This is a genomic window from Variovorax sp. GW823-FHT04B03 (genome assembly GCF_058796495.1).
Map to the genome: position 1 here is coordinate 582185 of NZ_JBXAIT010000003.1, position 13232 is coordinate 595416.

The 13232-nt window shown below is 71.1% G+C and carries 12 protein-coding genes; 5 read left to right on the forward strand and 7 right to left on the reverse strand.

Annotation, left to right across the window (positions count from 1 at the left end; all coding sequences use genetic code 11):
- Positions 1 to 134: 134 nt before the first annotated feature.
- Both AC1RAD_RS15815 and AC1RAD_RS15820 read left to right on the forward strand, forming a co-directional pair.
- Positions 135 to 1523 (forward strand): DUF2868 domain-containing protein, encoded by a 1389-nt coding sequence (locus AC1RAD_RS15815; protein WP_492735834.1) that lies wholly within the window; start codon positions 135 to 137, stop codon positions 1521 to 1523.
- Complete coding sequence (locus AC1RAD_RS15820) at positions 1520 to 2944, forward strand: GTPase/DUF3482 domain-containing protein (protein ID WP_492735836.1); 1425 nt, start codon at positions 1520 to 1522, stop codon at positions 2942 to 2944. The genes AC1RAD_RS15815 and AC1RAD_RS15820 overlap by 4 nt, the downstream gene beginning before the upstream one ends.
- A 9-nt stretch (positions 2945 to 2953) precedes the next feature.
- On the opposite strand, the gene AC1RAD_RS15825 is transcribed toward AC1RAD_RS15820, so the two are convergent.
- Positions 2954 to 3745: a crotonase/enoyl-CoA hydratase family protein gene (locus AC1RAD_RS15825; RefSeq protein ID WP_255221122.1), complete on the reverse strand. Its 792-nt coding sequence runs from the start codon at positions 3743 to 3745 to the stop codon at positions 2954 to 2956.
- Positions 3746 to 3885: 140 nt separating this feature from the next.
- Between AC1RAD_RS15825 and AC1RAD_RS15830 the strand changes: the two genes are divergently transcribed.
- Positions 3886 to 4905: an AraC family transcriptional regulator gene (locus AC1RAD_RS15830; protein WP_369632415.1), complete on the forward strand. Its 1020-nt coding sequence runs from the start codon at positions 3886 to 3888 to the stop codon at positions 4903 to 4905.
- Here the strand turns inward: AC1RAD_RS15830 and AC1RAD_RS15835 are convergent.
- Positions 4902 to 5897: a sialic acid TRAP transporter substrate-binding protein SiaP gene (locus AC1RAD_RS15835; RefSeq protein WP_159277331.1), complete on the reverse strand. Its 996-nt coding sequence runs from the start codon at positions 5895 to 5897 to the stop codon at positions 4902 to 4904. The genes AC1RAD_RS15830 and AC1RAD_RS15835 overlap by 4 nt on opposite strands.
- 205 nt (positions 5898 to 6102) lie before the next feature.
- Here AC1RAD_RS15835 and trhA point away from each other — a divergent pair, with 205 nt between their 5' ends.
- On the forward strand, positions 6103 to 6726 hold the full coding sequence (gene trhA / locus AC1RAD_RS15840; RefSeq protein ID WP_447743503.1) for a PAQR family membrane homeostasis protein TrhA: 624 nt from the start codon (positions 6103 to 6105) through the stop codon (positions 6724 to 6726).
- Between the two features lie 13 nt (positions 6727 to 6739).
- Here trhA and AC1RAD_RS15845 read toward each other — a convergent pair whose 3' ends face one another.
- The 5 genes from AC1RAD_RS15845 to bla all read right to left on the reverse strand — a co-directional run bounded on the left by AC1RAD_RS15845 (position 6740) and on the right by bla (position 12675).
- Complete coding sequence (locus tag AC1RAD_RS15845; protein WP_070059306.1) at positions 6740 to 7738, reverse strand: tripartite tricarboxylate transporter substrate binding protein; 999 nt, start codon at positions 7736 to 7738, stop codon at positions 6740 to 6742.
- Between the two features lie 34 nt (positions 7739 to 7772).
- Complete coding sequence (locus AC1RAD_RS15850) at positions 7773 to 9011, reverse strand: acyl-CoA dehydrogenase family protein (RefSeq protein WP_369632412.1); 1239 nt, start codon at positions 9009 to 9011, stop codon at positions 7773 to 7775.
- A gap of 20 nt (positions 9012 to 9031) precedes the next feature.
- Positions 9032 to 10603 (reverse strand): AMP-binding protein, encoded by a 1572-nt coding sequence (locus tag AC1RAD_RS15855; RefSeq protein ID WP_095744935.1) that lies wholly within the window; start codon positions 10601 to 10603, stop codon positions 9032 to 9034.
- A 141-nt stretch (positions 10604 to 10744) separates the two neighbouring features.
- A complete protein-coding gene (locus AC1RAD_RS15860) occupies positions 10745 to 11740 on the reverse strand; it encodes a LysR family transcriptional regulator (protein ID WP_159277336.1) in 996 nt (331 codons plus the stop codon).
- A gap of 47 nt (positions 11741 to 11787) precedes the next feature.
- Positions 11788 to 12675, reverse strand: a complete 888-nt coding sequence (gene bla, locus AC1RAD_RS15865; RefSeq protein ID WP_492735839.1) for a class A beta-lactamase — start codon at positions 12673 to 12675, stop codon at positions 11788 to 11790.
- A gap of 175 nt (positions 12676 to 12850) precedes the next feature.
- Here bla and AC1RAD_RS15870 point away from each other — a divergent pair, with 175 nt between their 5' ends.
- Positions 12851 to 13210 carry an ArsR/SmtB family transcription factor gene (locus AC1RAD_RS15870; protein WP_062475607.1) on the forward strand — a complete coding sequence of 120 codons (360 nt, stop codon included), beginning with the start codon at positions 12851 to 12853 and terminating at the stop codon, positions 13208 to 13210.
- The last annotated feature ends 22 nt before the right edge of the window (positions 13211 to 13232 follow it).

Genomic DNA, 13232 nt, shown 5'->3' on the forward strand with positions numbered 1-13232 from the left:
AAGCGCAGCGCCACGGGGCCGTTCGCGGCCCCGTTTCTCTTGGGCAGGCCTTCTGCATGCGCCGGGCATAATTTGCGCGCCCCGCCGCCGCTTTGCTGCGCCGGGGCGTCATTGGCGAAGAAGAAGGGACCCTGTTGATCACCACCACCGCGCTGCGCGCACCTGCTTTTCCGGATGCGGTGATCACCGAGGCGGTCCGATGGACCGAACAGAACGGCCCGCTCGACGACGCGTCGGCCCTTCGCACCGCGGCCTCGCGCGCAGCCGACGGCCCCACCCGCATCGTTGAACGCGCCCGCCAGCTCGGCGAGCGCATGGGCCTGCAGGCCGAACTCGCGCGCGGCCGGCAATGGGCGCCGTGGGTGCTGCTGGCGCTGGTGGCGCTGGTCGTGATCGCGGGGCTGGGCCTCGCCGGTCAGGTGGTCGGCGGCAGCGACCGCCACATCAACGTGATCGTCGCGCTCGTCAGCTTGCTGGGCCTGCATGCGCTCACGCTGCTCTTGTGGCTGGCCGGCCTGTGGCTGCCGTCGGGCACCTTCGGCACGGCTTCGCTGGGCTGGCTGTGGCTGTCGCTCACGGCGCGCGTGGCGGGCGGCCAGCGCGGCCAGGCGCCGCAGCTGGTGCGCGCGGCCACCGGGCTGCTCACGCGTGCGCGCCTGCTGCCCTGGGCCTTCGGGCTCGTGAGCCACGGCATCTGGGCGCTGTCGTTCGCCGTGGTGCTGGCGGCGATGCTGTTCGCCCTCGCCTTTCGCAGCTACACGCTGAGCTGGGAAACCACCATCCTCGAACCCGACTTCTTCGTGCGCGTGGTGCAGGCGCTGGGCTGGCTGCCGGCGCAGTTCGGATTTCCCGTGCCCGATGCGGCCACCGTGCAATCGGCCACCCCCGTCGCTGCGGCCCAGCGCACCTGGGCGCTGTGGCTCACCGGCTGCATCGCGGTGTACGGCCTGCTGCCGCGCCTGGCGCTGGTGCTGCTGAGCGCCGCCGTCTGCCGCCAGCGTCGCCCCGCCTTGCAGCCCGACTGGCAGGCGCCCTACTACCGCAAGCTGCTGGCCCGCTTCGCCGCGCTGGCGCCACCCGCCATCGTCGATGCCGACCCGGGCCGTGCGCACCCCGCCGCACCCACGGGCCTGCCGGCCTCCGAGCAGCACGACGGCCTGTTCGTCGTCGGCTTCGAGCTGCCGCCCGACCTGCCCTGGCCGCCCGCCGGCTTGCCCGCATCGGCGGTCCGCATCGACGGCAGCGCCCCGGCGCGCCGCGCGCTGCTCGACCAGCTCGCGCAGGTCCACCCGCGCACCGTGCTGCTGGTCTGCCATGCGGCCTCGAGCCCCGACCGTGGCACCGAGCGTTTCCTGCGCGAGGTGCTGACGCATTGCGGCGAATGCCGCCTCTGGCTGGCCGACGCGCCCCACGCCGCCGCCACGCAGCGATGGCGCGACTGGCTGCGCGACGCCGGGCTGGCCCACGTGGTCGCCAGCGACCGGCTCGATGCCGTCTTCACGGAAGGCACCGCCACCGCATGACCTCCCCGACTCCGATCCGCATTGCCGTCGTCGGCCACACCAACGCGGGCAAGACCTCGCTGCTGCGCACGCTCACGCGGCGCGTGAACTTCGGCGAGGTGTCGCAGCGCCCGGGCACCACGCGCCATGTCGAGTCGGTCGATCTCGAGGTGAACGGCCAGCCGGCCGTGCGCTTCCTCGACACGCCGGGCCTGGAAGACGCGGTCGCGCTGCGCGAGCACCTGGCCGGCCTCGACGCCGCCGCGCAAGCCACGCCGCCCGAGCGCATCCGTCGTTTTCTGCAGGGCCCCGAGGCGCAGGGCGTGTTCGAGCAGGAGGCCAAGGTGCTGCGCGCGATGCTCGACATCGACGCCGCCTTTCTCGTGATCGACGTGCGCGAACCGGTGCTGCCCAAGTTCCGCGACGAGATCGAACTGCTGAACTCCTGCGCGCGCCCGGTGCTGCCGGTGCTCAACTTCGTGCGCGACGTCGCCAGCCGCGAGCCGGCCTGGAAAGAACTGCTCTCGGCCTACGGCCTGCACGTGCAGGTGCGCTTCGATGCGGCGGCGCCTTTCGTGGGCGCCGAGCACGACCTCTACAACGACCTGGCCACCCTGCTGCGCGACCGCCGCGACGCGCTGCGCGGCGTGGTCGACGCGCTCGACGCCGAGGCCGACGCGCGCCGCCAGTCGGCCTGCACGCGCATCGCGGACCTGCTGGTCGATGCCGCGGCCGTCCGCCGCACCGTGCCGGCCGCCGAGTTCGCCGACGCCACGCGCCGCCAGGCGCTGGTCGCCAGCGTGCAGAAGGACGTGTTTGACAAGGCCCAGCGCTGCACCGACGACCTGCTCGCGCTCTACGGCTTTCGCCAGGGCGATGCCGACGAAGCGCCGCTGCCGATCATCGAAGGCCGCTGGACGCTCGACTTCTTCAACCCCGAGGCGATGAAGGACGCGGGCCTGCGCCTGGGCAAGGGCGCGGTCATCGGCGCCGCCGTGGGCGTGGTCGCCGACCTCGCGGTGGCCGGGTTGTCGCTGGGCGCGGGCGCGGCGCTGGGCGGCGCCATCGGCGGCGCGGTGTCGCAGGGCTGGGGGCCGCTCGGGCGCAAGCTGGCCAACAAGCTGCGCGACATGCACGAGCTCACGGTGGAAGACAGCGTGCTGTTCACGCTCGCGGCGTGGCAGCTGCAGCTGGCGCAGGCGCTGGAACGGCGCGGCCATGCGGCCGTCGAGCGCATCCGGGCCGAGGCCCCGTCGGCTGACGAGGACGACACGCTCATGCGTGCCGCCGCCGGCGCGGTGCGTGCGGTGCAGCCGGCGCGCAGCCATCCCGAGTGGGAATCGACCGGCGCCCTCACGCGCAGCTTCTGGCGCCCCGCGCCGCAGCGCGAGGCGCTGGCGGGCACGCTGTCGATCGAACTGCGGCGCGCCTTCGACGCCTGAGGCCTCGCCTCAGCCCGCGACCTGTTCGGGCGTCACTTTGGCCAGCGACTTGTCGACGAACGCCCCCAACCGCGTCTGCACTTCCCCGCCGGTCTGCACCACCGCCGCCATCAGCGACTCGGCGAACATGCCGTCGGTGGCCGACATGTCGGCGATGCGGCTGATCGACGTCACCATCGCGTAGTTCGACAGCGCCGCGTTCTTCGCCACGCGCTTGGCCAGCACCATCGCGGCGCGCAGGCTCTCGCCGGGTGCGGCGATCTCGTGCGCCAGGCCCAGCGTCTTGCCGGCGCGGGCGTCGAGCACGCGGCCGGTGAGCATCATCTCGACCATGCGGCCCGGCGTGATGATGCGCGCCACGCGCACCGTCGCGCCGCCGCCGGTGAAGATGCCCTTCTGTCCCTCGGGCAGCGCGAAGTAAGTCGACGGGTCGGCCACGCGCACGTGCGTGGCCGCCGCCAGTTCGAGCCCGCCACCGACCACCGCGCCATGCAGCGCCGCGACCACCGGGATGCCGCCGTACTGGATCTTGTCGAAGGTGCTGTGCCAGCGCTGGCACACGCGCATGAAGTCGACCGCGGTGCGTTCCTTGTCGTGGTGCTCCTTGAGGTCGAGCCCGGCACAGAAATGCGGCCCCGCGCCGGTCAGCACCACGGCCTTGGCCTCGCGCGGCAGCGCACTGAACACGGCGTCCAGCGCGGCCAGCGTGGCCTCGTCGATGGCGTTGCGCTTGGCGGGACGGTTCAGGGTCACGACGGCGACCTCTTCGTCCATGTGCAGGGTGACGTTCCGTTCGATCACGGCAGGGCTCCTTGGGTTGTTGCGGGTTCCGCCACCGGAATGGGGCGCTTCAGGGCTACGATAGCCCTGGGCGTCGCGCCATTGCTTGCAGATCACGCCCATTCATTTGCAAATTCCGCCAACCGTCTTTTGAGCCCGCCATGCCGCCAGAGCGCGCCACCGTCGCCGTCAGCTTCCTGCAGCACCTGCTGAGCGGTGCGCGCCGCCAGCTGAGCCCGCGCGACATCGACATGCTGGCCGCGCAGGCCGGCCTCTCGCCCCAGCTGCTGCGCCAGGACGGCGCACGCGTCACGCGCGAGCAGTTCGTTCGCATGTACGAGTGCGTGTCGCTCTTCATGGGCGACGAGATGCTGGGCCTGTGGTCGCGCCCGATCCGTGCGGGCGCGCTCAAGTACCTCGGGCTCAGCCTGCTCGACGCGCCCTCGCTCATGGTCGCCATGTACCGCTTCACGCGCTTCTGGAACCTGCTGCTGGACGACCACCGCCTGCGCATGACGCGTGCCCACGGCGTGGCCACGATCGCCATCGCACCGCACCCCGAAGCCGCCGCGCGACCCACCACGCCCTTCGGCCATGCGCTGATGGTCAAGCTGATCCACGGCGTGGCCTCATGGCTCATGGGACGGCAGCTGCCGGTGCTGGGCGTCGGCTTTGCCTTTCCGCGACCGGCGCGCTTCGACGAGTACGCCAACCTGTTCCCCGGCCCGTTGCAGTTCGAGCAGGACACGTCTTCGGTGCGCTTTGCCGAGCCGGTGCTGCGCCAGACCTTCCAGCGCACGCGCGCCGAGCTGCTCGACTTCGTGCGCCGCGCGCCCGACGACTGGATCTTCGTCACCTTCGACCACGACACCACCAGCGCCACGGTGCGCGAGTTCGTCGCCGCACACCTCGCCTCGGACGCCACGCTGGGCGCGGCGGCGCGCGCGGTGCACATGTCGGAGCGCGCGCTGTCGCGCCAGCTCGCGGCCGAGGGCACCAGCTTTCGCGCACTGAAGGAAGAGGTGCGGCGCGACCTCGCGATCCAGCGCCTCGTGAAGACGCGCGAGCCCATCGACCGCATCGCCGCCTCGGTCGGCTTCGACAACACGCCGGCCTTCCACCGTGCCTTTCGCACGTGGACCGGCAGCACGCCGCGCGGCTACCGGCAGCGAGCCGGTTAGTTCGCCGCGCCGGCCAGCGCCTGCAGCTTGGCGAAGTCGCCCGGCCGCGCGCCCATCTGCTCGGGCGTGGAGCGCTTCGTCACGCGCTCCAGCAGCGGCAGGCGGTTGACCGGCTGCACCGTCATGCCCTTGCCGCGCAGGAACTGCTCGTCTTCGAGCTCGCTGGCGATCACGCCGACGTTGGTCCACTTGGCCGTGTCGGCCAGCGTCTTCTCCACCATCGCCTGCTGCGCCGGCGTGAGCCGGGCCCAGGCCGCCTTGCCGATGACGATGCCCAGCGTGTCGTAGATGTGGCCCGTGAGCTGCACGTACTTCTGCACCTCGTACAGCTGCTTGGCGCGCACCGTGCCCAGCGGATGCTCCTGCGCCTCGACCTCGTTCTTCTTGAGCGCGCCGTACAGGCTGTTGAAGGGCAGCGACACGGGCTTGGCGTCGAGCGCGGTGGCGAAGAGCTGGTAGGCCGCGGCGTCGGGTACGTACAGGCGCAGGTCGCGAAAGTCCTCGGGGCGCTGCAGCGGCTTGCCCGAGGTCACCTGCCGCGCGCCGTAGTAGACCGACGCGACCATGCGGTTGCCGCTGCGTTCGTTGTAGCCCTTCATCAGGTCCGCGAGCAGCGGGCTCGCGAGGTACTTGCGCACGTGGTCCAGGTCCTTGAAGGCGAAGGGGTAGCTGCCCAGGCCCAGCGGCGGGTAGCCCTCGGCCAGCGTGGCCTGGCCGACGTAGGCGATCTGCATGGAGTCGTTGGCAAGCATCAGCGCGTAGTCGCGCTCCTGCCCCAGCTTCGAGGCGGGCACCACCTCGATCTTGATCTTGCCCTCGGACTGCTCGGCGATCTTGCGCGCCGCCAGTTCGGCCTGCTGGTGAAAGATGCTCGCGGGCTCGTAGATGTGGCCCCACTTGAACTGCTGCACCTGCGCACAAGCGACAGCGGCGCTCCCCATGGCGACGCACAGGACAGCAGCCCGGCGCCACGACATCAAACGTTTTTTCATCGGCAGTCCCTCACGGTGAGAAGGCCCGCCGGCGCGGGTGCGCCAAAGCACGCGGCGGGTGTCGGGAACGCATCCCGGCCGCTGAATGTAAACATTTGCAACCAGAATCCAGACAGGGTTTGCCCGGTCACGGGGCAGTCATGGCCCTTGCCTAGCATCCGCGTGCGCCCGACGCGCCCACTTTCTCACCGCACCTCAGCACCTCATGTACCCCGGCGAACGACTCAACGGCTACAGCCACCTGTTCGGCCTGCTGCTCGCGCTGCCGGCCGCCGCGTTGCTGCTCGCCAAGACGCTGCCCACGGGCGACCCGGCGCGCATCGCGGGCGGGCTGGTGTTCTCGCTCTCGGCCGTGGCGCTGTACGCGGCCTCCACGCTCTTTCACAGCACGCGCGGCCGCAGCAAGCGCCTGTGGGAGCGCGCCGACCACTGCGCGATCTTTTTGCTCATCGCGGGCACCTACACGCCCTTCGCGCTCGTCACGCTGCAAGGCCCCTGGGGCTGGCTGCTGCTCGCGGCGATCTGGAGCGCGGCGTGCTTCGGCATCTGGCGTGAACTGAAACCCGCTTCGGCCGACGCGGCGAAGAAGCCTTCGCTGCCGCTGTACATCGGCATGGGCTGGCTCGGCGTGCTGGCCGCCGCGCCGCTGGCGGCGAAGCTGCACGCCACGGGCCTGGCCTGGCTGGTCGCGGGCGGCGTGCTCTACACGGTGGGCACGGTGTTCTATCGCAACCGGCGGGGGCTGCGCCACGCGCACGGCGCCTGGCACCTGTTCGTGCTGGCCGGCACCACGAGCCACTACGTGGCCGTGGGGTGGTTCGTGCTCTGACGCAGCCTGCTTCTTACAACGGCTGCAGCTTCGCGGTCTTCATCATCCGCTCGGTCAGTTCCATCTCGCTCGCGAAGCCCTGCACGTAGGCCTCGGTCGTCGACGGGCTCACCTCGCTGCCCAGCTCCGTCAGCGCGGCGATCACCGCCGGCTGCTTCAGCGCCTGCCCGAACACCTCGTAGATGCGCGCAGCGATCGCGTCAGGCGTGCCTGCCGGCACCGAGACGCCGCCCCACGACGTGAGCTCGACGCCGCGCAGCCCCAGCTCGGCCAGCGTCGGCACCTGCGGCAAGGCCGCGTTGCGCTTGGCGCCGGCCACGCCGAGCGCGCGCAGCTTGCCGCCCTGCACGTGCGGCAGCGCCACCGAGAAGATCGGCATGCCGAAGTTCACCTGGTTGCCCAGCACCGCGTTGACGATTTCCGAGGCGCCCTTGTACGGCACGTGCGTGGCCTGCACGCCCGCCGCCTGCAGGAACAGCTCCACGCCCAGGTGCGAGGGCGTGCCGACGCCGCCCGAGGCGTAGTCGAGCTTGCCGGGGTTGGCGCGCGCACGTGCCACGAGTTCCTGCAGGGTCTGGATGCCCGAGCCCGCATTCACCACCAGCAGCACATCGGAGGTGGTGAGCCGCATGATGTGGCGGAAGTCCTTGAGCGCGTCGTAGCCCGGGTTCTGCTGCATGCGCATGTTGGCGGCCATGGGCGCGCTGGAGTAGATCCAGGTGTAGCCGTCGGGCGCGGCCCGTGCGACCTGGCGCGCGCCGATGTTGCCGGCCGCGCCGCCCCGGTTCTCGATGACGACCGGCTGCCCCAGCAAGGGCCCGAGCGCTTCCGCGAGGATGCGCGCGCCGTTGTCCGGGCCGGTGCCGGCCAGGTACGGCACGACCCACTTGACCGGGCGGGTCGGCCGCCAGGCGGAGGCGTTCGCGCCCGCTGCGCGAGCAACGGCCGGCAGCAGCGCCGAGGCCGCGATCGCGCCGCACAGCGCGCGGCGATGGGCATTGATGAGAGTCATGGCTTGTGGTGTCTCCTGATTGTCTGGTCCGGCCTCAGGCCGCATCGCCGATCAGCTCGCGCGCGATGATGTTCTTCTGGATCTCGCTCGTGCCCGTGAGCACGCGGTACATGCGCAGCATGCGGAACAGGAACTCCACGCGCCGCCCCTGCACGATGCCTTCGCCGCCGTGGATCTGCACCGCCGCGTCGGCCACGCGGAACGCGGCCTCCGAGCAGAACAGCTTGGCCATCGAGGCCTCGGCGCGCGGGTCGCCGCCGGCGTCGATCTGCCGTGCGGTCGACAGCATCAGCGCACGCGCCGCGCACAGCTGCGTCGCCATGTCGGCCAGCGAATGCTGGATCGCCTGGAACTGCGCGATGGCGCGGCCGAACTGGCGGCGTGTGCGCGCGTAGTCGCGCGCGTCCTTCAGTGCCACGGTCGCCAGCCCCACCATGCCCGGGCAGTGCAGCAGCCGGTTGACGGTGATGCGCCCCAGCGCCAGCGCCAGCCCCTTGCCGGGTTCGCCGATGAGGTTCGCGGCCGGCACGCGGCAATCGGTGAGCACGATGTCGCCCGTGGTCGACTGGCCCGCCATGGTCTTGTAGCCCGCCTGCACCTGGACGCCCGGCTGCGTCAGGTCGACGAAGAACGCCGTCACCTCGCGGCGCGCCGGATCGTCCGAGGTGGACGCCATGAGCACCGCGAGATCGGCAAAGGGCGAGCCCGAGATGAAGCGCTTGCGCCCGTTCAGCACATACACGTCGCCCTCGCGCCGCGCCTGCGTCTGCACCGCGCCGGCATCGGAGCCGGCCTCGGCCTCGGTGAGCGCGAAGCAGATCGCCTTCTCGGCCTGCGCCACGGGACGGATGAATTTCGCCATCTGCTCCGGTGTCGCGAACTTGGCCAATGCGCCGACGCGCGGCGGCCCGCTGAGTTCGCCGAACACGTGCGGCGCGAGCGGCGAGCCGCTGGCGTAGATCGATTCCTTCACCAGCACATGGTCGAGCAGCGACAGGCCCAGGCCACCCATCGCCGGCGGCAGCGTCATGCCGTAGAAGCCCATCGCGTGCGAGCGGCGCCAGACGTGGCGCAGCGTCTCCCTGTCGGGGCCGTGCTCGTGGTCGATGCCTTTCTCGCGCACCAGGTCGGCCAGCTCGCCGTTCAGGAAGTCGCCGATGCGGGCGATCAACTCGGCCGCACGCGGCGAGCCCTCGAAGGGGCCGTCGAACAGCGGCGCGCGGATGGCCGAAGCCTCGGTGGGTGCGGCGGAAGGGGTCAGCGTGGTGTCCATGTCGTTCTCTCCGCTCTTGTTCAATTGACGCGCCGCGCGTGGCCGGCCCAGTACGGCGTCTGGATCGCCTTGCGCGCGACCTTGCCGTTGGCGTTCTTCAGCAGCGACTCGACGAACTCGATGCGGCGCGGCCGTTTGAAGCCCGCCAGCCGCGCGGCGCAGAAATCGTCGAGCCCGGCCGTGTCGGGCGAGGCGCCCGGCTTCAGCACGATGTGCGCGGCCACCGCCTCGCCCCACTTGTCGTCGGGCACGCTGAACACGCAGGCCTCGGCCACCGCCGCGTGCTGGTACAGCACGGCCTCGACCTCCGAGGGGTACACGTTGAAGCCGCCGCTGATGACCATGTCCTTCTTGCGGTCGACGATGTAGATGTAGCCCTCGTCGTCGGCGCGCGCGAGGTCGCCCGTGTGGTAGCGGCCCTCTTTGAGCACCTCGGCCGTGAGCTCGGGCGCGCGCCAGTAGCCGGCGAAGATGTCCTCGCCGCTCACCACGATCTCGCCCACCTCGCCGGGCGCCACCGGCTGGCCTTCGTCGTCGACGATCTCCACCAGCGATTCGAGGAACGGCCGCCCGCACGAGGCCAGCCGCTCGGGCATGGCGGCGCGCGCGAACAGGTGGTCTTCCACCGAGAGGCCGCACACGCCCGAGGTGGTCTCGCCCGCGCCGTAGCCCTGCGACAGCACGGGGCCGAACACGTCCATCGCCTGCATGATCCGCGCGGGCGCCATCGGCGCGGCGCCGTAGCCCAGGCGCTGCAGGTCGGGCAGCGGCCGGTAGCGGCCCTGCAGCTCGGCCAGCAGCATGTTGATCATGGTGGGCACCATGAAGGTGTGGGTCACGCGCTCCTTCTTCATGTCGTCCAGGAAGCGCGCGGGCTCGAAGCCCGTGAACAGGCGGATGGTCGCGCCGCTGCACAGCGCCGGCACGATCTGCATGCCCGAGGCGTGCGTGATCGGCCCCACCAGCCCCAGCAGGTCGCCGGGGCGCAGGCCTTCGCTGCGCGAGAGGAACTTGCGCAACTGGGCCAGCCGGTTGCCGAAGGTCTGCATCGCGGCCTTGAGCACGCCGCTGGAACCCGAGGTGTAGTGCAGCACGGCCAGCTCGTCGGCGCGCACGCGCTCGCAGGTGAAGGCGTCGCTCGCGCGTGCCAGCTGGCCTTCGTAGGAGGCAGGCGTGCCTTCGGCCGCGTCGAGCAGCAGCAGCTTCGGGGCCGCGCCTTTCAGCAGCGGCAGGAAGGTCTCGGCGCGTGCGGCGGTGGTGACGATCAGCGCGGCGTCGCTGTTCTCGATGACCTCGGCCACCTCGACCGGCGCGAGCCGCGCGTTCATCGGCGCCTTCACCAGGGCGGCCTTGTAGCAGGCCAGCTCCAGCTCGACGATCTCAACGCAGTTGGGCAGGTACACGCCCACGCGGTCGCCGCGCTGCAGGCCGAGCCCGCGCAGGGCATTGGCCAGGCGGTTGGCGCGCCGGTCGAGCTGTTCGTAGGTGCAGGCGCGCTGCGGGCTGGTCACGGCGATCTGCCGCGCATGCAGGCGGGCAGCGCGGGATGCGAGTTCGCCGACGTTGGCGACCTCGGGCGAAAGTGAGGGCAAGTTGTCTCCTTGAGGCCGGTGCCTGTGCACCGTGGGGAGAACTTTCGCAAACAACGCCGCTGCACAACAAATACCGATTGCTGATGCGCGGCCATCACAAAAGATGATGGCCCCGGCGCACGGCACCGCCGTGCGCGATGGCTACGCCTTGCCGTCGCCCAGGAACTGCGCGTCCCAGCGGCCCGAGGCGATCATCGAGCGCGCCTCGTCGGCCAGCGCCTGCCTCACGACCTGCGTGGCCGCATCGGGCGCCTTGCCCGCTGGCGTGGCCAGGTGGTACGTGCGCGCCAGCTCGGGCTCGACGATGCGTGCGATCAACCAGTTCGGCTGATCGCCCGGGCCGTCCGCAAGTGCACAGGCGGGCGTGACCGTGAAGCCCGCGCCCGCCAGGTACAGCGAGCGCAGCACGCGCGCCGAGTCGTGCTCGTGCACCACGTTGAGTTCCACGCCCACCGCCTCGGCCGCCGCCTCGACGCGCTGGCGGATGCTGAAGCGGCGCGACTGCAGCACCAGCGGCAGGTTCGCGGCGCGTGCGAAAGGCACCGTGGGACGCGCGGGCGCACCCTTCTTCGCGCGCCCACCCTTCGCACTTTTTCCGAGCAACGCCGCCACCTCGCCCTTCGCATCGAAGCCGCAGAGGAACATGCCTTCGCGCACGAAGGGGCGCACGTCCAGCCCCTCGACGCTCGGGGTGTCGACGAGCAGGCCGATGTCGGCGCGGCGATCGACCATGGCCTTGCGCACCATCAGGCTCAGGTCGTCGATCACGAACACGCGGATGCGCGGGTGCGACTGCTTCAGCCGCGCCAGCACCGGCCCGAGCAGCAGCGAAGCCAGCAGGAACGGCACCGCCACCGTGACCGAGCCCTCGGGCCCGTCGGGCGCGCGCTGCAACCGCTCGCGCATGGCCGCGGCATCCGACAGCAGGCGCCGCGCGTCCTGGTACAGCTGCAGCCCCGCGGCCGTGGGCGTGACGCCGACGTGCGAGCGGTCGAACAGCTGCGTGCCGAGTTCGGCCTCGAGCTTCTTGATCTGCGCGGTCAGCGCGGGCTGCGCCACGTACAGCGACGCCGCCGCGCGCGACAGGCTGCCGGCTTCGAGCACCGCGATGAAATAGCGAAGAGACCTCAGGTCCATGGGGCGACGGGGAAAGATGGGGCGCCCATTGTGGCCCCGTCGCCGACTCAGCCTGCCAGGGCTTTGACGGCGATGCGCGTGGCCGAGGCGACCACATCGTTGCGGCCCTTCGCGTCCTTGTCGGGGAAGGTCAGGTAGACCGACAGCACCAGCGGCGCGCCCGACGGCGGCCACAGCACGCCGACGTCGTTGGTGCTGCCGTAAGAACCCGCACCGGTCTTGTCGCCCACACGCCAGCCTTTGGGCACGCCGGCCAGGAAGCGCTCGGTGCTGGTGGTGTTGCCGAGCAGCCATTCGCGCATCTGCTCGCGCTGCGGCGCGCCGAGCGCGTCGCCCAGCGCCAGCCGCTGCACCGTGTCGGACATGGCCGCGGGTGTGGTCGTGTCGCGCGGATCGCCGGGGATGGCGGTGTTCAGCTCGGGCTCGGTGCGGTCGAGGCGGAAGGTGGTGTCGCCGATGCGCCGCGCGAACGCGGTGACGGCGGCCGGCCCGCCCAGCACCTTCAGCAGCAGGTTGGCGGCGGCGTTGTCGCTGTACTGCATGGTGGCAGCGCACATCTCGTTCACGGTCATGCCGGTGGCGAGGTGCTTCTCGGCGACCGGCGAGTGCGACACCAGGTCGCTCTTGCCGACACTGACGCGGCGCCCGAGCAGGCTGGCGTCGGTCGCGCTGCGTTCGAGCACGGCCGCGGCGAGCACCAGCTTGAAGGTGCTGCACAGCGGAAAGCGCTCGTGCGCACGGTGCTGCAGGCGCGCGCCGCTGCCGGTGTGGAAGCCCGACACGCCCAGGCGCCCGCCGCAGGCGCGCTCGAGTTCGGCGAGCTGCGTTTCGGCGTCCGACTGCGCGCCCTTCTTCGGCCATGCGCTGCAGGCGCCGGCGAGCGGGGTCACGGCGGTGGCGAGCAACAGGGTGCGGCGCTGGATCAGAGGGTTCATGTGCGTGCGTCTTTCTTTTCGCGAGTGGATGGAATGAAAGGCATCGTAGGAGCGCCGCCCTCGCGCTTCCAGCGCCCGGGGCGCGCACGGCGTCCCGGGTGTATCAGGTGTAACGCCATTTCATCATTCAACCTTCGGGTTGAATTTTCTTCGCGACCGATCTATATTCAACTTCATGGTTGAACTTGAAATCGAAGACGAACGGCTCGACGCCGTGTTCCACGCCCTGGCCGACAGCACGCGGCGCACCATGCTGCAGCTGCTCGCGCAGGGCGAATGCAGCGTGGGCGAGCTGGGTGCGCCGTTTCGCATGTCCTTCGCGGGCGCCTCCAAGCACGTCAAGACGCTGGAGCGCGCGGGGCTGGTGTCGCGCACCGTGCAGGGCCGCGCGCACGTGTGCCGGCTGGAGCCGGCGGCGCTCGCCACGGCCGATGCGTGGCTGCGTGCGTACGAAGTCTTCTGGAACCACCGCCTGGACGCCCTGGCGGATGCGCTGCGGCGCGATGCCCACGACGACGGCCACAGCCGCGCGTGAGCGCCTTCTCTCCCCTCATTCA